Below are 22,379 nucleotides of genomic sequence, written 5' to 3' on the forward strand. Positions count from 1 at the left end.
CGAACCGTTGCCGCCGGCGCAGGCGCAGCGGGAGCCGCGGCGGCGGCGTTGCGGGCGATCGCGGCCTGCTCGATGCCGGTCGCAACCACGGATACGCGGATGATGCCGTCGAGCGTCTCGTCGAAGGTGGCGCCGACGATGATGTTGGCGTCGGGGTCGACCTCCTCACGGATGCGGGTGGCGGCCTCGTCGACTTCGAACAGGGTGAGATCCTTGCCGCCGGTGATCGAGATCAGGAGGCCCCTGGCACCCTTCATCGAGGAGTCGTCGATCAGCGGATTGGCAATCGCGGCCTCGGCGGCGGTGAGCGCGCGCTTCTCACCGGTCGCCTCGCCCGTGCCCATCATCGCCTTACCCATCTCGCGCATCACGGCGCGGACGTCGGCGAAGTCGAGGTTGATCAGGCCTTCCTTGACCATCAGGTCGGTGATGCAGGCAACGCCCGAGTAGAGCACCTGGTCGGCCATCGCAAAAGCGTCGGCGAAGGTGGTCTTCTCGTTGGCGACCCGGAACAGGTTCTGGTTCGGGATGATCAGCAGGGTGTCGACCACCTTGTGCAGCTCGGAGATGCCGTTCTCGGCGGTGCGCATGCGGCGCTGGCCTTCAAAGTGGAACGGCTTGGTCACCACACCGACGGTGAGGATGCCCATCTCGCGAGCGGTCTTGGCGATCACGGGAGCGGCGCCGGTGCCGGTGCCGCCGCCCATGCCGGCGGTGACGAACACCATGTTGGCGCCGGTGAGGTGATCACGGAGTTCGTCGATGACCTCCTGCGCGGCGGCTGCGCCGACATCCGGCTGCGAGCCGGCGCCGAGGCCCTGGGTCACCTGCGTGCCCATCTGGATGATGCGTTGCGCCTTCGACATGGTCAGCGCCTGCGCGTCCGTGTTGGCGACGACGAAATCGACGCCCTGCAGCCCGGCGGTGATCATGTTGTTGACGGCATTGCCGCCCGCGCCACCGACGCCGAAGACGGTGATCCGCGGTTTCAGCTCGCTGATGTCAGGAGGGGTCAGATTGAGTGCCATGGTTGCCTCTCGATTACGCGCGCGCGTAGGTTCGCCCCGGCCTGCGGCCGCGGGAGCTGGTGAAAATCCTGTGGGCCTTATGAGTGGTCATCAGAAGCCCTCGCGAAGCCATCGTCCGACCTTTCCGAAATAACCGTCAGTCCCTGTCTTGAGCTGCCGCGTGTGCCGCGGTTCGACATGTTCAAGGTGAGCGTATTGCGGATAGACCAGAAGCCCGGTGGGCACCGCGAACGACGGACCCTTGGCCTCGTTGGGCAGACGGCCGAAGCCGAGCGGACGGCCGATCCGCACCGGCCGATTGAGAATGCGGGTGGCGAGTTCGATCATGCCGGTGAGCTGCGAGGCGCCGCCGCTCAGCACGACCCGCGCCCTCGGCTCTGCCGCAAACGGGGAAGCCTTGAGCCGGTCCCGGACCATCTCAAAAATCTCCTCGGCGCGATGCCGGACGATGTTCGCAATCGTGGCGCGGGAGACGATCTGCGGCGTGTCGCGTTCGTCGCCGGCGGTCGGGACCGACATCAGCTCGCGCGCATCCGAGCCGCCGGTCAGCACGGTGCCGTATAAAGTCTTGATTCGCTCGGCATCCGCAATGCATGCGCCGATGCCGCGCGCAAGATCCATCGTGATGTGTTGCCCGCCGAGCGCAAATCCCGACGCGTGCACGAAGCGTCCCCCCGAATAGGTCGCGATCGTGGTCGAGCCGGCGCCCATCTCGACCACGGCGGCGCCGAGATCGGCTTCATCATCGGTGAGCACCGAGAGGCCGGCGACATAGGAGCTCGCCGCCATCGCCTCGACGTTGAGGTGGCAACGCTCGACCACGAGCATCAGGTTCTTGGCGACGGTGGCGTCGGCCGTGACGACATTCATGTCGACGCCGAACTGACTCGCCACCATGCCGCGCGGGTCGCGGATGCCCTTGACGCCGTCGAGTGCGTAGCCGACTGGCAGCGCGTGCAGCACGGTGCGCCCGTGGGCGGTCGCGTGGATCATGCCGGCCGTGGTGACGCGGCTGATATCGGCTTCCGTCACCGAGCCGCCGCGAATGTCGGCGGCAGCCTCGACGAGCTGGCCGGCGGGCCGGCCGCCGGCGACCGGCAGCAGCACGGATTCGACTCGGACCTTGGCCATGCGCTCGGCCAGCGCCACCGCATGACGCACCGCCTTCTCGCATTCGGCGAGATCGACCACCGCGCCGGCCTTGACGCCGCGCGACTGGATCTGGCTGTAGCCGATCAATTCCACCGCATGGGTGCGGCCGCGCAGGGCTTCGCTCGGCGGCGACGGCTTCAGCCGCGCGATCATGCAGGCGATCTTGCTGGTGCCGATATCGAGCGAAGCCACCAGCGCAGTGCGCTTGTGGGCCATCGGGCGCGTCTTCGGCGTCAGATTGCGATCCAGGACGGTCATGCGTCACCGCCCTTCTTCTTCGACTTCTTGTCCTTGAACAGCTCTTCGCGCGCCTTTGCCGCTTCCTCGGCCAGTTGCACCGTCAGCCGGTCAGGCAGGCGCATGTCGACGGCGACGATGTCGCGCGAGAACAGCCGGTCTTCCTTGTCGAGCTTGGAGAGCGCGGCGAGCGCATTGCCGACGTCGTTCTCGGGCAGGCGGATGTCGAGCCCATCCTTGAGCCGCAGATTCCAGCGCCGTTCGCCAACGAAGATCGCGGCCTTGGTCACCGAACGCACCTGCGGATAGCGGTCGAGCAGCGCCAGGAAGTCCTTGGCCCTGGTCTCGGCCCCCTTGCCGACCACGAGCGGCAACGTGAGGAAGCGGCGCGACACGTAGGGCTCGAGGACCGCGCCATCATCCGCGACTACGGACAGGCGCCCATCCTGCTGCCACAGCGCGAAAGCCTTGCGCTCGACGATGTCGATCTGGAGCTGGCCCGGATACAGCTTCAGGATCGTCGCGTCGGCGATCCAGGGATTGGCCTTCAGCCGATCGCGCACGGTCGCGGCATCCAGGAACAGCAGCGAGGAGCGACCGTTGACGCCGCCGATCGCCAGCACCTCGTCCTGGCTCAACTGCTTGCGGCCGTTGATGGCCACCGTGGTGATTCGGAAGCCCGCCGAGTTGGCGAGCGCATTGCGCGCATCCGAAAGCCCTGTGACGAATTCGTCGACATGGCCGCCCTTGACGATGCCGAGGCCGGCGCTGCCGAGCAGGATGAAGACGGTGGCGGCAAGACCGACGCGGCGCGGCAGATAGCGCTCGACCAGAAGGATGAAGCGGCTCGGCGGATCGCGATCGATCACCGGCGGGGCGCGGCGGGTACGACGACGGGCACGACGGTGGGCAAAATACTCGCGCAGCAGCACCGCCGCTCCAATAGCGGCTGCTTTCAGGTCAGCTTCGGGCCTCAGCGATCGCAGTGATCGAGTGAGGCGGCCTGCACCATCCATTGCACGAGCTCGTCAAACCTTCTGCCCGCAACACGTTTGCGGGTCCTGGCGCACACAACGTCTCGGTGATGCCGGCCTGGGTGTCGAAGCCAGTAAGAAAGGCCCCCTGTCCCTCGTTACGCGTGTCGAAGTGAAAGTTCCCGCGACAGCTCACGCCCGGCAGCCAAGCGCTACATGCGCCGCCGGCGTTAACCTTCGGACTTCCTGGTAAACAAAAGGTAAAAGCGGTTAACGCGGAACGCGTTTTGATGAGCAATGTGCGTAGTTTGCCACGCAATCCTTAGGATTTTAGCAATCGCCCGGGGTTCCCGATTCGGCACGGAACCAGTTCCGGGTGCTTTTAGACGCGCGGGATACTCCCCCGTCATTCCGAGGCGATGCGAAGCATCGAGCCCGGAATCCATTTCGCCGCTTGCGCCCGTAGCCCGATGGATTCCGGGTTCGCGCTACGCGCGCCCCGGAATGACGGAAGGACTTGTCCGCCGCCTGGCCAATTCGATCTGCTCTTGCAGGAAATCGACGAACTCGATGCCCTGCGCCTTGAGCGCCTTCGGATAGAGCGAGGCCTTGGTCAGCCCCGGCAGCGTATTGGTCTCAAGATAGATCGGGCCCTTGGCGGAGACGATGAAGTCGGTGCGGGAATAGCCGGCGCAGGACAACGCCCGGTGGGCGCGGAGCGCGAGGTCCATGATCGCGGCGCTGATATCAGGCGAAAAGCGCCCGGGGCAGATCTCCTGGGTCGATTTGAGCAGGTATTTTGCGGTGTAGTCGAACGCGCCCTCCGCCGGCACGATCTCGATCGGCGGCAGCGAGAAGATTGCGCCGTCGGACCGCTCCAGCACGCCGCAGGTTGCCTCCACGCCCGCAACGAACGGCTCGATCAGATATTCCTCCGTCGCGGCGGCGTTGCGGACGGCGACGATGTCCTGCTTCGCGTTGACGAAGATCAGGCCGTAGCTTGATCCGTCGCGCGCAGGCTTGGCGATCAGCCTGCCGTATTCGGCGAAGGCAGCGTCGATCTCGTCGAGGGCGATGCCGCTCGGCGCCGGCACGCCCGCAATCGCCGCGAATCGCTTCGCCGCGACCTTGTCGAAGGCGAGATGCGAGGACGCCGAGCTGGAGCCGGTGAAGGGGATGCCGCGCATCTCGCACATCGCCTGCAATTCGCCGTTCTCCGCGCTGCCACCGTGCAGGCCAAGCACCAGCACGCGATCCTCGCGGGCGGCCTGGTCGAGCGCCTGCGCGAGCGGGATGCCGCGCGTGCCGGGCCTGAACTCGTCCTGGAAGGGCCTCACATGTTCGAGAAGCTGCTCGGACCGCACGACATGGACATTGTCAGCCACGTCCCAGAACCAGAGATCGGCCTCCGGCAAAGCCTGGTGCAGCGCCTGCGCGCTTGCCACCGAGACGAGGCGTTCCTTGTTGCTGCCGCCGAAGAGAATGGTCGTTCGCATCGCTGTTGCCTTCAGTCATTCCGGGATGGTCCGACAGGACCAGACCCGGAATCTTCTCTCCGTATAAGCTCTGGATTCCGGGTTCGCGCTTCGCGCGCCCCGGAATGACTACGGAATCCCGATTCGCTTGATTTCCCAGTGTAACTCGATTCCCGACGTCTCTTTCACCCGCTGCCGCACGGTTTCGCCGAGCGTCTCGATATCGCGTCCGGTGGCATTGCCGGTGTTGATCAGGAAATTGCAGTGCATCTCCGAGACCTGGGCGCCGCCGACGCGCAAGCCGCGGCAGCCGGCGGCATCGATCAATTTCCAGGCGCTGTTGCCCGGCGGGTTCTTGAACGTCGAGCCGCCGGTCTTCTCGCGAATCGGCTGCGCGGTCTCGCGGTGGGCCTGCACCTCGTTCATGCGCGCGCGGATCGCCTCGGGCGCAGTGATCCTGCCGCGAAAGCGCGCGGAGGTGAAGATGATCGAGGGATCGACGCCGCTGCTGCGATAGACGAATTTCATGTCGGAATTGGTGAACACATGCTTGTTGCCGTCGCGGCCGATTCCGGTGGCATCCAGCAGCACATCCTTGGTCTCGCCGCCGTTGGCGCCCGCATTCATGCGCAGCGCACCGCCGACGGTGCCGGGGATGCCGAAGAAAAACTCCATGCCGCCGATATCAGCCGCAGCCGCCGTCTCCGCCACGCGCTTGTCGAGCGCTGCGGCGCCGGCGCTCACGATGTCGCCTTCGGCCCTGGTCTCGCCGAATGCGCGCGGCGCGAGGCGAATCACGACGCCCGGCATGCCGCCGTCGCGCACGATCAGGTTCGAGCCGACGCCGACGACATAGACAGGCAACTCCTGCGGCAAGCGCGCCTGGAAATAAGCAAGGTCGTCTTCGTCCGCCGGCGTGAACAGCACCTGCGCCGGTCCGCCGACGCGAAACCAGGTCAATTCCGCCAGCGACTGGTTCGCCAGCAGCCGCCCGCGCAGTTCCGGCATCGCGGCTTTCAGCTCTGGCGTGATGTCGGGGAAACCGGCCACGCTAGCCCAACGCCTTCAATTCGCCGGGCAATGCGTAAGCCCATTGCGTGATGTTGCCGGCGCCGAGGCACACGACGAGATCGCCGGGCTTGGCAAGGTCGCGAACGATTTTCGCAAGCTCGCCGGCATTCGGCAGCGGGATCACGTCGCGATGGCCGTGTGCGCGCAGGCCGAGCACGAAATGATCGCGGTCGATGCCCGGGATCGGCGCCTCGCCCGCCGGATAGACCTCGGCGACGACGACCGCATCGGCATCGTTGAAGCAGGTGCAGAATTCCTCAAACAGCGACTGCAGGCGGGTGAAACGATGCGGCTGCACCACGGCGATGATCCTGCCGCTGTAGGACTCGCGCGCCGCCTTCAAGACCGCAGCGATCTCGACGGGATGGTGGCCGTAATCGTCGATCACGATGACGCCGTTCCATTCGCCGGTCTTGGTGAAGCGCCGCTTCACGCCGCCGAAGCCTGCGATGGCCTTGCGGATCGCTTCGTCGGAAATGCCGAGCTCATGCGCAACCGCAATCGCCGCGGTGGCATTCAACGCGTTGTGGCGGCCGGGCATCGGCAGCACGATATCCGAGATCTCGTGCACCACGTCGGTTTTGCGGTTGCGGAAGGAGACCTTGAACTTCGAGCCGCCGGGAATCGGCTGCAGGTCGACCAGCCGCGCATCGGCCTGCGGATTTTCGCCATAGGTGATGATGCGACGGTCCTCTATGCGGCCGACGATCGTCTGCACCACCGGGTGGTCGATGCACATCACCGCGAAGCCATAGAACGGCACGTTCTCGACGAAGGCGCGGAACGCATCCTGCACGGCCTCGAAGGTCTTGAAGTGGTCAAGATGCTCGGGGTCGACATTGGTGACGATGGCGACATCCGTCGGCAGTTTCAGGAACGTGCCGTCGCTTTCGTCGGCTTCCACCACCATCCAGTCGCCTGCGCCCAATCGCGCATTGGTGCCATAGGCATTGATGATGCCGCCATTGATCACGGTCGGATCGAAATCGCCGGCATCGAGCAGCGCTGCGACCATCGAGGTGGTCGTGGTCTTGCCATGGGTGCCGGCGATGGCGACGCAGCTCTTCAGCCGCATCAATTCGGCGAGCATCTCGGCACGGCGCACCACGGGAATGCGCTGCGCGCGCGCCGCCATCAGTTCCGGATTGTCGCGCTTGATCGCGGTCGAGACCACGACGACGTCGGCGCCGTTGATGTTCTCGGCCTTGTGGCCGACCGAAACCTTGACTCCCTTCTCGCGCAGCCGCGCGACATTGCCGCTCTCGGACGCGTCAGAGCCCTGCACGGTGTAACCGAGATTGCAGAGCACCTCGGCAATGCCGCTCATGCCGATGCCGCCGATCCCGATGAAGTGGATAGGTCCGATCTCGCGCGGCAGTCTCATGGTTCGTTTCCCTCGTCATGCCCGGCGCTTGCCCGGTCACCCACGAATCTCCTGCCCTTCATGCAAGACGCGGATGGCCGGGACAAGACCGGCCATGACGCCGGAACACGGAAATTCGCGGTTTTTCGTCATTCCGGGGCGCTCGCGGCGCGAGCGAACCCGGAATCTCGAGATTCCGGATCAGTCCGCTTCGCGGCCTGTCCGGAATGACTCCTGGTCAAATTCCAGCCACTTTCACCACCAGATCGGCCAGCCGTTCGGCGGCGTCGAGCCGGCCGGCGCCGCGCGCGGCTGCCGCCATCGCCGTCAATTTCTCAGGTTCGGCCGCGAAAGCAGAGATTTCGGCCGCCAACCGGCCTTGCGTGAATTCCGCCTGCGCAATCCGCAGCGCGCCGCCGGCCTGCGACAGCACGCCGGCATTGGCGAACTGGTCCTGGTCGATCGCGCCGGGCAGCGGCACCAGGATCGAGGGCCGGCCGATCGCGGCGAGCTCGGCGACGGTGCCGGCACCGGAGCGCGAGATCACGAGATGGCTGGCGGCGAGTCTTGCCGGCAGGTCGGCGAAGAACGGCGCGAGCTCGGCATTGATCTTGAGGTTGTCATAGACCGCGCGCACCCGCGCCATGTCCTCCTCCCGCACCTGCTGGGTGAGGATCAGGCGGCTCCACAGCGCGGGCTCGAGCTTTTCGATCGCGCCGGGCACGATATCACTCATCACCCGCGCGCCCTGGCTGCCGCCGACCACGAGCAGACGCAGCGGGCCGTTCGGCTCCGGCGTGGCAAACGGCACCGCGGCAGCCGCGAGGACCGCGGGCCGCATCGGCGTGCCGACGGTGGTGGTCTTGCCGGCCAGCGCCGGATCGCGATCGAGCACGCCGGGCAGCGAGGTCGCAATCGCATTGACGCGGCTGGAGAGGAAGCGATTGGCGCGGCCGAGCACCGCGTTGGCGTCATGGATGATGCCGGGCACGCCGAGCAGCCGTGCGGCGAGCAGCGGCGGCACCGTGGGATAGCCGCCGAAGCCGACCACCGCGGCCGGCTTCAGACGGCGCACCAGATTGGCGGCAACCACGATACCGTAGCCGAGCGTGATCGCGGTGCGGGCGAGCGTGATTGGATTGCGTCCGCGCACCGTCTCGCTCGGCACCACATCGATATTTTCCTTGGAGAACAGTCCGCTGTAGCGCAGCGCGCGGGCGTCGGTCGCGAGCCGCACGCGCAGGCCGCGCTTGATCAGTTCCACGCCGAGCGCTTCGGCGGGGAACAAATGGCCGCCGGTGCCGCCGGCCGCAAGCAGGATGAGGGGCGCGTTGTCCATGGCCTCAAATAGCCGACGGCGCTAGTCAGGCATAGCCCTGCACAGCGCCGGCCGCGTTCACGGATTCAATCTCGGTGCGTGGGCGCTGCCGGGTCAGCGCCAGCATCATGCCGACGCCGTAGGCCAGCGAGACGATCGAGGAGCCGCCATAGGAGATGAACGGCAGCGTCATGCCCTTGGCGGGGATCAATTGCAGATTGACCGCCATGTTGATCGCAGCCTGCACGCCGAACAGGATCGCAAGCCCCGACGCCGCAAAGCGGGCGAACATGTCCTCGGTCGCATAGGCGCGTGAGAGCGTGCGGATCACCACGAAGGCGAACAGCGCCAGCAGCGCGAGGCAGAGGATGATGCCGAATTCTTCCGCGGCGACCGCGAAGACGAAGTCGGTATGGCTGTCCGGCAGGCTGCGTTTTGCAATGCCCTCGCCCGGCCCGAGCCCGAACCAGCCGCCGTTCCAGAATGCCTCCATCGCCATGTCGACCTGGAAGGTGTCACCGGAGGCCGGATTCATGAAGCGCTTGATGCGGCCGGCGACATGCGGGACGAACAGATAGGCGCTGAACAGGCCGAGGCCGGCGGCGCCCGCAAGCCCCGCGACCCAGATCATCCGCATGCCTGCGATGAAGAACAGCGCGCCCCACACCATCAGGATCAGCATGGTCTGGCCGAAATCGGGCTCCATCACCAGCAGCGAGACCAGCGTCAACAGCAGCACCAGCGCCATCGAGGTCGCCGGCATTTCCGGACGCCTGGTCGATTCCGCAAACAGCCAGGCCGCGAGGATGACGAAGGCCGGCTTTGCCGATTCGGAAGCCTGGATGTTGACGCCGACCAGCGTGATCCAGCGCCGCGAGCCTTTCACCTCGGGGCCAATCAGGAGCGTCATCACGATCAGCGCGATGCTGACGAAGAACACCACCATCGCGGCGCGCCGGATCTGGCGCGGCGACAGGAAGGAGACCGTGATCAGCACGATGAAGGACGGCAGCAGGAACATCACGTGCCGGCTGAAGAAATGGAAGGGGTCGAGCCCGATCCGGGTCGCGACCGGCGGGCTCGCCGCCAGCGACAGGATGACACCGCCGAACATCAGCGCGATGACCGCCGCCAGCAGCGGCTTGTCGATGGTCCACCACCAGTCGGAGAACGGGGTGCGTTGATCACGGGCGAGCATGGGCGTCCCCAGAATGCCGAGGTAACGGCCATTGGTGGACGAGGATGGTTTCCGAAGGGTTAATGGAGTGAGCAACTTTGGAGATAGAGCGAACCTCTCTCCCCTCGTCATGCCCGGCCTTGTGCCGGGCATCCACGTCTTTGCCGCCGCAACGAAGGGAAGACGTGGATGGCCGGGACAAGCCCGGCCATGACGGGCTACATCACCACCGGCTTGACGCCGGGCAGCGCTGTCACGAGGTCGCGGAAGGCGGCGCCGCGGATTTCGAAATTGCGGTATTGGTCGAACGAGGCGCAGGCTGGCGACAGCAGGACAACCGGGTCAGTGAGCCCAGAGGCTTCCGCGTCACGCGCTGCGTTGGCGACTGCTACATCCAGCGTCTGCGAAATCTCGTGCGGCACGGCCTCGCCGAGCGTGCCGGCGAATTCCTGCGCGGCCTCGCCGATCAGATAGGCTTTGCGGATGCGCGGGAAATAGCCAGTCAGGCTGGTGATGCCGCCGGCCTTGGGCTTGCCGCCGGCAATCCAGAAGATATCGGAGAAAGACGACAGGGCATGGGCGGCTGCATCCGCGTTGGTGCCCTTGGAGTCATTGACGAACAGCACGTTGCCGCGGCGGCCGACCTGCTCCATGCGGTGGGCGAGGCCGGGGAAGCTGCGCAGCCCGTTCTGCAGCACATCCGTCGGGATACCCATCGCCAGCGTGCAGGCCGACGCGCACGCCGCGTTCTGGGCATTGTGCAGGCCGCGGAGCGAGCCGATGCCGCCCAGTCGTGCGACTTCGCTGCGCGCGGCACCTGAGGCCAGCACGATGGTCTCGTGCTCGACATAGATGCCGTCCGGCAGCGGGTTCTTCACGGACACCCGCACCACGCGCTTGCCTGACCGATCGAGGCGATCGGCGATGTTGCGGCAGAAGATGTCGTCGACACCGACGATCGAGGTGCCACCCGGCTGCACGTCGGCGACCAGCCGTTCCTTCACCGCGGCGTAATTCTCCAGCGTGCCGTGGCGATCGATGTGGTCCTCGCTGACATTGAGCAGGATGCCGACGGAAGGATCGAGCGATGGCGTGAGGTCGATCTGGTAGGACGACATCTCGATCACATGCACGCGCCCCATCCGCGGCGGTTCCAGGGACAGGATCGCGGTGCCGATGTTGCCGCCCATCTGGGTATCGTAGCCGGCGACCTTCATCAGATGGGCGATCAGCGCCGTTGTGGTCGACTTGCCGTTGGTGCCGGTGATGGCGACGAACGGCGCTTCCGGCGCGTGACGTCGCCGCTCGCGGCAGAACAGCTCGACGTCGCCGATCACCTCGACGCCGGCCTGGCGCGCCAGCAGCACGCTCCAATGCGGCGCTGGATGGGTCAGCGGCGCGCCGGGGGTCAGGATCAGCGCGGCGAAATTCGCCCAGGAGACCGAGCGCAGGTCGGCGGTGACGAAGCCAGCCTGCGCGGCTTTGGTGACGTTGTCGGAATTGTCGTCGCCAGCAATCACCTCCGCCCCACCCGCCCTCAGCGCGTGGCAGCTCGCAAGTCCCGAACCCCCGAGGCCGAACACGGCAACCGTCTTGCCCGCAAACGAGGTGACAGGGATCATCGCAGCTTCAGCGTGGAAAGGCCGGCGAGCGCCAGCATCACGGCGATGATCCAGAAGCGGATCACGATCTGCGGCTCGGTCCAGCCCTTCTGCTCGAAATGATGGTGCAGCGGCGCCATCCGGAACACGCGCTTGCCGGTGAGCTTAAACGAGGCCACCTGCACGATCACCGAAACCGCCTCCAACACGAACAGGCCGCCGATCACGGCCAGCACGATCTCGTGCTTCACGGCGACCGCCGTTGCTCCGAGCATGCCGCCGAGAGCGAGCGAGCCGGTGTCGCCCATGAAGATCGAGGCCGGCGGCGCGTTGAACCACAGAAACCCAAGACCTGCGCCCAGCACGGCGCCGCAGAGCACCGCGAGCTCGCCGGTTCCGGCGACATAGTTGATCTGCAGGTAGTCGGAGAACACCGCATTGCCGGTGAGATAGGAAATCATGCCGAAGCTGGCAGCCGCGATCATCACCGGAACGATGGCGAGACCGTCGAGGCCGTCGGTCAGGTTCACCGCGTTACCCGCGCCGACCATGACGAAGGCGCCGAAGATCACGAAGAACCAGCCGAAATTGAACACCACATCCTTGAAGAAGGGAATCGCGAGCGAGGTCGAGGACACGTCGCGCCCGAGCCGCACCAGCGCGTAACAGGCGGCGAGCGCGATGATCGCCTCGATCGCGAGGCGCAGCTTGCCGGCAAAGCCGCTGTGGCTCTGCTTGGTGACCTTCAGATAATCGTCATAGAAGCCGACGAAGCCGAAACCCAGCGTCACCGCCAGCACGATCCAGACATAGGGATTGATCGGATTGGCCCAGAGCAGCGTCGCCACCACCACGCCGGACAGGATCATCAGCCCGCCCATGGTCGGCGTGCCCTTCTTGGTGATGAGGTGCGATTGCGGGCCGTCGGTGCGGATCGGCTGGCCCTTGCCCTGGCGCAGCCGCAGATGATCGATGATCCAGGGCCCGAACAGGAACACGAACAGCGCGCCCGTCACCATCGCCCCGCCGGTGCGGAAGGTGATGTAGCGGAACACGTTGAGCGCCCCCCGGAACACCCCGAAGCCGGGCACCGTGTTGGAAAGATCGATCAGCCAATAAAACATTCAATATGCCTATACCGCTTCTTCATGCGCGGCTTTGCCGGGAAAGCGCTTCTCCAGCGCGTTGACGATCCGCTTCATCTTCGAACCCAGCGATCCCTTGACCATGACGGCGTCGCCGGGGCTGATGGCCGCGACCGCCTGGGTCTCCAGACTCGCCGAGTTATCGGCATAGCCTCCTCGCCTTCCCGTGGAAAGAGCGTCCCAGAGGTTGCGCATCAGCGGACCACAACAATAAACGAGGTCGATATTGTTGGCGTTGACAGCCTCGGCCAAACCGCGATGCAGCGCAGGGCCGGTCGGCCCGAGCTCGAGCATGTCGCCGAGTACCGCGATGCGGCGGCCGTGCGGGCCGAGCTGGGCCTGCCCGAGCACGTTCAGCGCGGCCGCCATCGACGCCGGATTGGCATTATAGCTTTCGTCGATCAGCGTCGCCTCGCCGGTCCCGACCTCGAGGATGCGCCGCGCACCGCGACCCGCGGGCGCCTCGAGCTGCGACAGCGACAATGCCGCGCGCGCAAGGTCCGCCCCGATCAGCGCCGCGCCGGCGAGCACGGCGAGCGAGTTCATCGCCATATGGCGGCCCGGCATGCTGATCTTGTAGGTGACGTCGTGGCAGAGGACATTGGCGTGCACGGCGGAACAGGTCGCGTGGAGCGACACATCGATCAGCCGCGCATCGGATTGCGCGTCCGTGCCGAAGGAAACGACGCGTGGGATGCCAAGTTCCTTCGCGCGGGCTTCGAGCCTTCCGAATTGCGCATTGTCGCGGTTGAGCACGACGGCGCCATCAGGCTCGAGACCGAGAAAGATCTCCGCCTTGGCGTCCGCGATCTCTTCGATGCCGGAAAAGAACTCCAGATGCACCGGCTCCACGGTGGTGACGACGGCAACATGCGGCCGCACCAGCTTCACCAGCGGCGTGATCTCGCCAACATGGTTCATGCCGATCTCGAACACCGCAAAGCGCGCCGATGCCGGACAACGCGCCAGCGACAGCGGCACGCCCCAATGATTGTTGAAGGAAGCCACGGAGGCGTGCGTCTCGCCTTGCGCCGAGAGCACATGCCGGAGCGCTTCCTTGGTCGAGGTCTTGCCGACCGAGCCGGTGACCGCGATGATCCTCGCGTTGAGCCGCGCGCGAGAGGCATGGGCGAGATCGACCAGCCCTGCAAGCACATCGTCGACGACGAGCAGCGGCGCATCGGCGGGGAACTTCTCGCGCTGGGCGCTTTCGACCACCGCGAGCGCGGCGCCCGCCTTCAATGCGGCCTCGACAAAACTGTGGCCGTCATGCACGTCGCCCTTGATGGCAAAATAGGCCTCGCCCGGCCGCAGCGTGCGGCTGTCGATGGAAAGGCCGGTGACGGCGGAGGGCAAGCGCCCCTGGGTCGCGGCGCGCATCGCGTCCGCCATTGCCGCCGATGTCCACAGTGGTGTGCTCATGCGACCCTCGCTTCAAGTGCCGCGGCCACGGCCTCATGATCGCTGAACGGCAATGTCTTGTCGCCGATGATCTGTCCGATCTCATGCCCCTTGCCGGCGATCAAAAGCACATCGCCCGGCTGCAACGCAGCAATGCCGGCCCTGATCGCTTCCGCGCGGTCGCCGATTTCGTTGGCGCCCTTCGCGGCGGCGAGGATGGCGGCACGGATCGCCGCGGGATTCTCGCTGCGCGGATTGTCATCGGTGACGATGACGCTGTCCGCATTGTCGGCGGCAATCGCGCCCATTAGCGGACGCTTGCCCGCATCGCGGTCGCCACCGGCGCCAAGGACGACGATCAGCTTGCGCTTGGCATAGGGCCGCAGCGCCTGCAGCGCCTTGGCGAGTGCGTCCGGCTTGTGTGCGTAGTCGACGAAAATCGGCGCACCGTTGCGCTCGCCGACGCGTTCGAGCCGACCCTTGGCGCCCTCGAGATGTTCGAGGCTTGCGAAGACGGCATCGGCGTCGCTGCCGGTCCCGATCGCAAGGCCGGCGGCCACCAGCGCATTCTCGATCTGGAATTCACCGACCAGCGGCAAACGGATGGCGCGCTTTCGGCCACGGTGTTCGACCGTAAGCTTCTGCGCAAAGCCATCGATCGAAGCGTCGACCAGGCGAATATCATCTCCGCCATCGGCGTTGCGGCCAACCGCGATGATCCTGAGCTTGCGCGCACGCGCCGCATCGATCACCTCAGGCGAACAATCATGATCGGCCGAAATCACCGCCGAGCCGCCATCCATCACGAGATCGCGGAACAGCCGCAGCTTTGCGTTGAGATAGTGCGCCACGTCGGGGTGATAATCCATGTGGTCGCGCGACAGGTTGGTGAAGCCGCCGGCGGCGACGCGCACGCCATCAAGCCGGTACTGGTCGAGCCCGTGCGAAGACGCTTCGAATGCGAGATGCGTGACGCCATCGCGAGCGATCTCGTCGAGCTGGCGATGCAGCTCGATCGGATCAGGCGTGGTCAGCGAGCCATAGACCGTACGCTTCGGCGACACCAGGCCGATGGTGCCGATGCTCGCGGCATCGTGCCCCAGTCGCTGCCAGATCTGGCGCGTGAAAGCCGCCACCGATGTCTTGCCGCTGGTGCCGGTCACCGCCGCAATGGTCTCGGGCTGGCGCGGGAAAGATTTCGCCGCAGCCAACGCCAGCGCGCGGCGTGGATTCGGCGTCACGACAAAAGGCACGCGCAACCCGCCTTGCGGCCGGTGCTCGCCCGCAACAGCGGCCGCGCCCGCGGCAATCGCGGCATCGATGAAGCGCGCCCCGTCGGTCTTGTAGCCCGCGAGTGCGAAGAACAGATCGCCCGGCTTCACCGTGCGGCTATCAGCCGTCACCCCTCCGATCTCGACGGCTTCCGCCCGCGGATCGATCGTGGCATCAGCACTGAAAAGGTCGCGAAGTCTCATGATCTTCCAGTCCGGCCGGCTGCTCACGCTCAAACGTGACGGCGCATGATCCTCTCGGAAACCCGCATCCACTTTTCCGGATCATGCCCTGCCCCCACGCCTTACTGGGTTGTCCTCGATGCCGCAAGAATAAGGCGGTCGGACGGCGGCAGGTCAAACCGCGGCTCGAGGCCCAAAAGCGGCGCAATACGGGCGATCACCTTGCCGCCGGTCGGCACCGCGTTCCAGCCCGAGGTGATGAAACCATGGGTCTCCGGCAGCGCCTTCGGCTCGTCCAGCATCACCAGGAGCTGGTATTTCGGATTATCGGCCGGGAGGATGGCGGTGAAGGAGTTCAGCACCTGTTTCTTGGAGTAGCGGCCGTTGACCACCTTTTCCGCAGTGCCGGTCTTGCCGCCGATATAATAACCCTTCACGTCGGCCGACTTGGCGGTCCCGATTTCGGCATTAAGTCGCATCAGATAACGGATCTTGTCCGACGTCTCAGGCTTCACCACCCGCTTGGCCATCGCCTTGGCGTCTTCCTCCGAGCGCTTGAGGAAGGTCGGCGGAATCAGATAGCCGCCATTGACCATCGCATTGATGCCCATCACCGCCTGCAGCGGCGCAACCGCGATGCCATGGCCGAAGGAGATGGTGATCGTGTTCAATTCGCCCCAGCGCTTCGGCACGATCGGCGATGCGCTCTCCGGCAATTCGGTGCGCAGCCGGTCGAGCTGGCCGACCTTCTTCAGGAACGCCTTGTGCGCCTCGACTCCTTGCGCAAGCGCGATGCGCGCCGCGCCGACATTGGAGGAGAAGGTGAACACTTCCGACAGCGAGATCGCCCGGCCCAGCGGATGGGTGTCATGGATCGCGAACTTGCCATAGTGCAGCGCGCCGCGCGCATCATACATGGTGTGGAGCGTGGCCTTGCCGGAATCCAGCGCCATCGCCAGCGTCAGCGTCTTGAAGGTCGAGCCCATCTCGAACACGCCGGTGGTCAGGCGGTTGATGCGATCGGGATCGTGCGCTTCCTTCGGATTGTTCGGATCGAAATCAGGCAGTGAGACCAGCGCGACGATCTCGCCGGTCCGGACATTGGAAACGAGGCCCGATGCCGCCTTCGCCTTGTATTTCTCCTTGGCCTTCAGGAGCTCGTCGCGCAGCGCGTGCTCGACACGCAGATCGATCGACAATTCCACCGGCTTCTGCAAGCGGTCGGTGGCAAAGCCCGCGCGATGCAGATCGGCCAGACCGTTATTGTCCAGCCACTTCTCCATGCCGGCGATGCCCTGGTTGTCGATATTGACGAGGCCAATCAGGTGGGCAACGGTCGCGCCGGTCGGATAGATGCGCCTGTTCTCGCGCAGGAAGCCGATGCCGGGAACGCCGAGGCGGTGGATATCCTGCTGCTGTTGCGGCGTGATCTCGCGCTTCAGCCAGACGAAGCCTTTTCGCGACGACAGACGATCGCGCACTTCGGCGGTGTCGAGATCAGGCAGCGTCGCGGTCAGAAGTTCGATCGCCTCGTCCTTGTCGATGATGCGGCGCGGCTCGCCAAACAGGCTCGGCGCCTTGACATCGGTCGCGAGGATTGCGCCATTGCGGTCGATGATATCGGGGCGCGCGGTCGCGATCGCATCCTGCGAGGCGGTGCGGCGCGCGCCGTGGCTGTCGGCGCCGATCGCGAACATCACGAGCCGCGCGGCAATGATGGCGTAGACCGCGGCAAACGCGATGATCGCAAAGCCGACGCGGGCGCGCGCCTTCACTGCGCGGTCGACATTCCGCCCGTAGAGCAGGCCGCGGATCAGCCGCTGCCGCCACGGCTCGGCCGGCTTCGTGCTTGGCGCGCGGTCGGTCATTGCTGATCTCCCTGCTGCGCCGGCTCTCGTACCGATCCGGTCACGCTCTCCTGGTCGGCGGCGGCCTCGATGGTGTTGATCATCGCGCCGATCGGATCGGGCGCGCCCGGACGCGCGAAGTTCGGCGGACGTTCGGGCAAGCTCTTCAGCGAATCATATTGATTGGCCGTGAGCGGCTTCAACGCGAGATGACGCTCGGCCAGCCCCTGCAGCCGAAGCGGCGAGTCGAGCTTAGCCCATTCGGCACGCAGGGCCGCGATCGCGTCGCGCTGCTCGCGGATTTCCGCGTTCAGCCGCAGCACGCGCTCGGTACGGGCCGTCGATTCCATCTTGATGCGGTAGACATAGGCCGCACAAACCACGAGGAAGCCGATTACGAGGAAATGGAGGATGCGCATGCGCTAGCCTCCCCTCATCACGCGTTCGAGCGTCGGCCATGACGGCGGCGCACCCTCGGCATGAGCCAGTGCTTCCGTACGCTCGGCGGCGCGCAGCTTGGCCGACCGGGCGCGAGGATTGGCCGCGATCTCGTCCTCGGACGGCGTCAGCGGACGTTTTGTCAGTATCTTGAAGCTGGGCGCCATCTGCGCCACTTCGGGCAAATGCCGTGAGCCGCTGGAAACCTTACCGCGCTCAGCCAGGAAATTCTTGACGATGCGGTCTTCCAGCGAATGGAACGAAACAACCACGAGCCGCCCGCCCGGCTTCAGCACGCGCTCTGCGGCGGTGAGCGCGCGATGCAATTCGTCGAGCTCTTCGTTGACGAAGATGCGCAGCGCCTGGAACGTCCGCGTCGCCGGATGGATCTCGTTCGGCTTGGACCGGACGACCCTGGCGACGATGTCGGCCAGCGCTTGCGTCGTCGTGATCGGCGCTTCCTTGCGCGCGGCCACGATGGCGCGCGCCACGCCGCGCGAGTGCCGCTCCTCGCCGAAGAGATAGATGACGTCGGCAAGATCGCGCTCGGACGCGGTTGCGATCACATCCGCCGCGGTCGGCCCCGCATGCCCCATCCGCATGTCGAGCGGGCCCGCCAGGCGGAACGAGAAGCCGCGCGCGGCCTGGTCGAGCTGCATCGAGGAGACCCCGATGTCCATCACCACGCCGTCAATGACCTCGACGCCTTGAGCGGCGCAGACCTCGGCGAGATTGGAGAAGCGGTCCTCGACCAGCGTCAATCGGCCATCGGCGCGATCGACCAGATCGAAACCGCCCGTGATCGCCGAGCGGTCGCGGTCGATGCCGATGACGCGGGTTCCAGGCATGTCGAGAATCAGGCGGCTATAGCCGCCGGCGCCGAAAGTGGCGTCGATATAGATGCCGCCGTCCCGCGGATCCAGCATCTCGACCGCCTCGCGGCCGAGCACCGAAATATGCGGCGCGGCAGCGGTCATGCGCCGGCTCCGTGCGTTGTCCGGCGTAGGGGATCGAAACTGGACACGGACCAGCCCATGGCGCCTCGAATGGTTGCGCGTCACACCGCGGTTCCGTCCGAGCAGCCGCGGCACGGAGCACACGCCGGTTCCCAGATCAGGCCGCAAATCCTGATTTCCGACCGGAGTTTGCTGGGCTGCCATGGGATTTCGCGCGCAAGCGGGCCTCGGCCGTCCCTCAAAAACCGGTTCGGCAATTCACCACTTAGTAACGGCACTTAGCGTTAAGAAAGCGTTGCCGAATCCTTCACGGTTTCTTTTGCTTTTTAACCACACCTGGAACCCGCTGATGCGCACCATCCACAGGCGGGTCTAAAATTCGCGGGATGTGCGCGCCATGTGATTGCGCCCGCGGCAGGGTAAAGGAATAGTAAATTGCAGGCTGTCCGGAAATTGCAGGGCTGCCGTTCCGCCGCCGGGTTTGAGATTTGGGATGCCATCTGGTTCGTTCACGTCCGCTGATTCGAAACGCCAACGCGCCCTTCCCGTTCCGAGGGCCATCGCCGACATGAAAACCTTTACCCCGGACTCCTCGATCGTCTCCGACGTCATCCCTTCGGTGAATTTCGGCGAACGCGCCAACGACCGGCAACCCGACATGATCGTGCTGCACTACACCGGCATGCCCGACGTCGAGGGCGCCATCGCCCAACTCTGCACCGCCGGCACCGAGGTCTCCGCACATTACATTGTGCTGGAGGATGGCCGCATCGTGCAATGCGTGCCGGAGAGCAAGCGCGCCTGGCACGCCGGCGTGTCCTGCTGGGCGGGCGAAGAGGACATCAATTCCTGCTCGATCGGCATCGAGATCATCAACCGCGGCCACGACTGGGGCTACCCGGATTATCCGCTGCGCCAGATCGCAGCAGTGATCGCGCTGTGCCGCGGCATCATGCTTCGCCGCAACGTGCCTTCGTATCGCGTGCTCGCCCATTCCGACGTCGCGCCGGCGCGCAAGAAGGATCCCGGCGAAAAGTTCCCGTGGCATTCGCTCGCCAATTCCGGCGTCGGGCATTGGGTTCAGCCGGCGCCGATCGTGCGCGGGGAGACGCTGCAGCTCGGCGCGATCAACGACAACGTCACCAACATGCAGAAGGCATTCGCCCGTTACGGCTACAACATCCCGACGAACGGCAAGTTCGACGGCCCCACCATGGAAGTCGTCACCGCCTTCCAGCGCCATTTCCGCCAGGCGCGCGTCGACGGCATCGTCGATCACTCGACCATGACCACCCTGCACGCGCTGCTTGAGAGCCTGCCGGAGGCGGCGACAGAGGTTGCGGCGAAGTAGGCAAGTCTCTCGTCATTGCGAGCGCAGCGAAGCAATCCATCTCGCCACTTGTGGAAGCATGGATTGCTTCGTCGCTAAGCTCCTCGCAATGACGGAGGCCATCAGCCCATCTCCGCGATGCGCCGCGCATAGAGCCGGCGCAGCGGCTCCAGTTGCGTCGCGGCGGTTGCCGCCAGATAGGCTTCGCGCGCGGCGTCGGTGCGACCGAGGCGACGCAGCAGATCGGCGCGGACGGCCGGCAGCAATTCGTAACCCTTGAGGCTGCCGCGCGCTTCGAGCGCGTCGATCAGATCGAGCGCGCGCGCCGGGCCGTCGACCATCGACACCGCCGCGGCATGGTTCAGCTCGATCACCGGTGATGGGCTGATGCGGAGCAGCACTTCATAGAGGCCGGCGATCTGTGGCCAGTCGGTGTCTTGATAGCTCGGCGCGCGGGCATGCAGCGCCGCGATCGCGGCCTGCACAGCATAGGATTGCGGCCGGCCGGGCATGCGCAGCGCTTCCTCCACCAAACGCAAACCTTCGGCGATCTGGCTGATGTCCCACAGCGAGCGGTCCTGCTCCTCCAACAGCACGATGTCGCCGCCCGCGGTCTCGCGGCCGGCGCGGCGCGCGTCGTGCAGCAGCATCAGTGCCAAGAGCCCCTTGATCTCGCCGCGCGCGGGCATCAGCGCATCGATCAGCCGCGCCAGCCGGATCGCCTCGCGCGCCAGATCCGGGCGCATCAGATCCTCGCCGGAGGTCGCTGCATAGCCTTCGGTGAAGACGAGATAAATCACGGCCAGCACGCCGCGGAGCCTTGGCTCCAGCGCCTCGCGCTCCGGCACCTCATAGGGAATGCCGGCGAGGCGTATCTTCTGCTTGGCGCGGAGCAGCCGCTGCGCCATCACATCCTCGCTGACGAGGAAGGCGCGCGCGACCTGGGCCGTGCCGAGGCCGCAAACCGTGCGCAGCGTCAGCGCGACCTGCACCTCGTCGGCAAACGACGGATGGCAGCAGGTGAAGATCAACCGCAGCATGTCGTCGTCGAGCGTGGCATCGACGATCTCGCATGGCGACGACGCATTGAGCAGGAGTTCGTGCGTCAGCTCCTGCTGCTTGCCGCGGAACACGGCATTGCGGCGGATGCGATCGATCGCCTTGTTGCGGCCGACATTGACGAGCCACGCCCGCGGGTTTTGCGGCAGTTCGCCCGCATACCAGCGCTCGAGCGCCACCGCGAACGCCTCCTGCAGCGCATCCTCCGCAAGATCGAAATCGCCGACGAGGCGGATCAGCGTCGCCAGCGCCCGGCTCGCCTCGTCGCGGAAGATCTTTTCGATCTGGGTTGGAGTCATGCGGTCTGTCAAATCATCATTCCGGGATTGCGCCAAATGGCGCATCCCGGAATGACGGTGCGGCATCAGTTGTTGTCGTAGATCATGATCGGCCTGACTTCGATCGAGCCGGTCTTGGCGCCGGGAATCCGTGCGGCGACGCCGAGAGCGGTGTCGAGGTCCTTGGCGTCGATCAGGTAGTAGCCGCCGAGCTGTTCGTGCGTTTCCGCGAATGGACCGTCCGTCGTCAATATCTTGCCGTCGCGAACCCGCACCGTCGTCGCAGTCGTTGAGGGTTGCAGCCCGTCGCCAGCCTTGAAATGGCCGCTCTGGATGATGGACTGGGTGAATGCACCGTATTCCGCCGTTAGTTTCTTGCGGTCATCGGCGGTCATGCGGCCTAACTCTGCTTCCTTTCGATAGATCAACAGCAGGTACTGCATCTGAAAATCTCCTCTTGATCGGCTGGATCGCCGACATCCAGTCGAACGGGCGACAGGCAAAACGACACCTTCAGGATAGATTATTTTGGCGCGCTTCGCGGGCGTTATCCGCTTGACGGAACCGGCTGGAACCCCCATGCCTATGGGCGTCAGTCGGCCGGACGGCCGCTCCCGCAAGCGCCGAAAGGCCGCGGGGGAGGAAAGTCCGGGCTCCATCGACATGCGGTGCCGGATAACGTCCGGCGGGGGCAACCCTAGGGAAAGTGCCACAGAGAACGAACCGCCCGCCTTCGCCCTTCGGGGCTTCGGCGCGGCAAGGGTGAAAAGGTGCGGTAAGAGCGCACCGCGTTTCCGGCGACGGAGACGGCATGGCAAACCCCACCGGGAGCAAAACCGAATAGGGACGGCAACGCAGGCTGTTCGCGAAAGCGATAACGCTGCAGGGCGATGTCAGGCCCGCCGTCCGGGTAGGTTGCTCGAGGCCGTCTGCAAAGGCGGTCCCAGAGGAATGGCCGTCACGTACCATTCGCGAGAATGGTGCCCTACAGAACCCGGCTTACAGGCCGGCTGATGTTCTTGGAAATGAGGGGTTCGGCGCAACACGCCGGACCCCTCGCCATTTTTGCAGACCG

At 65.5% G+C, this 22,379-nt stretch carries 18 protein-coding genes, 1 other RNA gene and 1 pseudogene; 2 read left to right on the top strand and 18 right to left on the bottom strand.

What is annotated here, in order from left to right; all coding sequences use genetic code 11:
* From ftsZ to rsmH, 16 genes and pseudogenes are all read right to left on the bottom strand, one after another.
* Positions 1-1,028, bottom strand: a 1,028-nt coding sequence (gene ftsZ, locus CWO89_RS04920) for a cell division protein FtsZ (protein ID WP_130577522.1), incomplete at its 3' end; no start/stop codon positions are given.
* 90 nt (positions 1,029-1,118) lie between these two features.
* Complete coding sequence (gene ftsA, locus CWO89_RS04925; protein WP_130577523.1) at positions 1,119-2,438, bottom strand: cell division protein FtsA; 1,320 nt, start codon at positions 2,436-2,438, stop codon at positions 1,119-1,121.
* On the bottom strand, positions 2,435-3,433 hold the full coding sequence (locus tag CWO89_RS04930; protein ID WP_130577524.1) for a cell division protein FtsQ/DivIB: 999 nt from the start codon (positions 3,431-3,433) through the stop codon (positions 2,435-2,437). The genes ftsA and CWO89_RS04930 overlap by 4 nt, the downstream gene beginning before the upstream one ends.
* Positions 3,391-3,661 (bottom strand): annotated as a pseudogene (locus CWO89_RS49410) (D-alanine--D-alanine ligase); the annotation flags it as partial. The gene CWO89_RS04930 and the pseudogene CWO89_RS49410, both read right to left, overlap by 43 nt.
* Positions 3,662-3,879: 218 nt before the next feature.
* The gene (locus CWO89_RS04935) at positions 3,880-4,887 is read right to left on the bottom strand and encodes a D-alanine--D-alanine ligase family protein (RefSeq protein ID WP_130577525.1); all 1,008 of its coding nucleotides are present in this window, start codon (positions 4,885-4,887) and stop codon (positions 3,880-3,882) included.
* Between the two features lie 108 nt (positions 4,888-4,995).
* A complete protein-coding gene (murB, locus tag CWO89_RS04940) occupies positions 4,996-5,916 on the bottom strand; it encodes a UDP-N-acetylmuramate dehydrogenase (RefSeq protein ID WP_283813501.1) in 921 nt (306 codons plus the stop codon).
* Between the two features lies 1 nt (position 5,917).
* The gene (murC, locus tag CWO89_RS04945) at positions 5,918-7,321 is read right to left on the bottom strand and encodes a UDP-N-acetylmuramate--L-alanine ligase (protein WP_130577526.1); all 1,404 of its coding nucleotides are present in this window, start codon (positions 7,319-7,321) and stop codon (positions 5,918-5,920) included.
* A 217-nt stretch (positions 7,322-7,538) separates the two neighbouring features.
* The gene (murG, locus tag CWO89_RS04950; protein ID WP_130577527.1) at positions 7,539-8,639 is read right to left on the bottom strand and encodes an undecaprenyldiphospho-muramoylpentapeptide beta-N-acetylglucosaminyltransferase; all 1,101 of its coding nucleotides are present in this window, start codon (positions 8,637-8,639) and stop codon (positions 7,539-7,541) included.
* Positions 8,640-8,664: 25 nt separating this feature from the next.
* Positions 8,665-9,816 carry a putative lipid II flippase FtsW gene (gene ftsW / locus CWO89_RS04955; RefSeq protein ID WP_130577528.1) on the bottom strand — a complete coding sequence of 384 codons (1,152 nt, stop codon included), beginning with the start codon at positions 9,814-9,816 and terminating at the stop codon, positions 8,665-8,667.
* A 197-nt stretch (positions 9,817-10,013) separates the two neighbouring features.
* Positions 10,014-11,417 carry a UDP-N-acetylmuramoyl-L-alanine--D-glutamate ligase gene (gene murD / locus CWO89_RS04960; protein ID WP_130577529.1) on the bottom strand — a complete coding sequence of 468 codons (1,404 nt, stop codon included), beginning with the start codon at positions 11,415-11,417 and terminating at the stop codon, positions 10,014-10,016.
* A complete protein-coding gene (gene mraY / locus CWO89_RS04965) occupies positions 11,414-12,520 on the bottom strand; it encodes a phospho-N-acetylmuramoyl-pentapeptide-transferase (RefSeq protein WP_028167502.1) in 1,107 nt (368 codons plus the stop codon). Before mraY ends, murD begins: the two co-directional genes overlap by 4 nt.
* Positions 12,521-12,529: 9 nt before the next feature.
* Positions 12,530-13,963, bottom strand: a complete 1,434-nt coding sequence (locus CWO89_RS04970) for a UDP-N-acetylmuramoylalanyl-D-glutamyl-2,6-diaminopimelate--D-alanyl-D-alanine ligase (RefSeq protein WP_130577530.1) — start codon at positions 13,961-13,963, stop codon at positions 12,530-12,532.
* Positions 13,960-15,417, bottom strand: a complete 1,458-nt coding sequence (locus tag CWO89_RS04975; RefSeq protein WP_130577531.1) for a UDP-N-acetylmuramoyl-L-alanyl-D-glutamate--2,6-diaminopimelate ligase — start codon at positions 15,415-15,417, stop codon at positions 13,960-13,962. The genes CWO89_RS04970 and CWO89_RS04975 overlap by 4 nt, the downstream gene beginning before the upstream one ends.
* 101 nt (positions 15,418-15,518) lie before the next feature.
* Positions 15,519-17,264 (bottom strand): peptidoglycan D,D-transpeptidase FtsI family protein, encoded by a 1,746-nt coding sequence (locus CWO89_RS04980; protein WP_130577532.1) that lies wholly within the window; start codon positions 17,262-17,264, stop codon positions 15,519-15,521.
* Positions 17,261-17,662 carry a cell division protein FtsL gene (gene ftsL / locus CWO89_RS04985; protein WP_130577533.1) on the bottom strand — a complete coding sequence of 134 codons (402 nt, stop codon included), beginning with the start codon at positions 17,660-17,662 and terminating at the stop codon, positions 17,261-17,263. Before ftsL ends, CWO89_RS04980 begins: the two co-directional genes overlap by 4 nt.
* A 3-nt stretch (positions 17,663-17,665) precedes the next feature.
* The gene (rsmH, locus tag CWO89_RS04990; RefSeq protein WP_349644861.1) at positions 17,666-18,658 is read right to left on the bottom strand and encodes a 16S rRNA (cytosine(1402)-N(4))-methyltransferase RsmH; all 993 of its coding nucleotides are present in this window, start codon (positions 18,656-18,658) and stop codon (positions 17,666-17,668) included.
* 472 nt (positions 18,659-19,130) lie between these two features.
* Here rsmH and CWO89_RS04995 point away from each other — a divergent pair, with 472 nt between their 5' ends.
* On the top strand, positions 19,131-19,988 hold the full coding sequence (locus tag CWO89_RS04995) for an N-acetylmuramoyl-L-alanine amidase (protein ID WP_130577535.1): 858 nt from the start codon (positions 19,131-19,133) through the stop codon (positions 19,986-19,988).
* Between the two features lie 101 nt (positions 19,989-20,089).
* On the opposite strand, the gene CWO89_RS05000 is transcribed toward CWO89_RS04995, so the two are convergent.
* Complete coding sequence (locus tag CWO89_RS05000; RefSeq protein ID WP_130577536.1) at positions 20,090-21,325, bottom strand: RNA polymerase sigma factor; 1,236 nt, start codon at positions 21,323-21,325, stop codon at positions 20,090-20,092.
* Positions 21,326-21,390: 65 nt separating this feature from the next.
* On the bottom strand, positions 21,391-21,747 hold the full coding sequence (locus CWO89_RS05005) for a YciI family protein (protein ID WP_165421009.1): 357 nt from the start codon (positions 21,745-21,747) through the stop codon (positions 21,391-21,393).
* Between the two features lie 149 nt (positions 21,748-21,896).
* Here CWO89_RS05005 and rnpB point away from each other — a divergent pair.
* Positions 21,897-22,322: RNase P RNA component class A (gene rnpB / locus CWO89_RS05010), an RNA gene on the top strand.
* The last annotated feature ends 57 nt before the right edge of the window (positions 22,323-22,379 follow it).

The organism is Bradyrhizobium sp. Leo170, assembly GCF_004296405.1.
Taxonomy (GTDB): Bacteria; Pseudomonadota; Alphaproteobacteria; order Rhizobiales; family Xanthobacteraceae; genus Bradyrhizobium.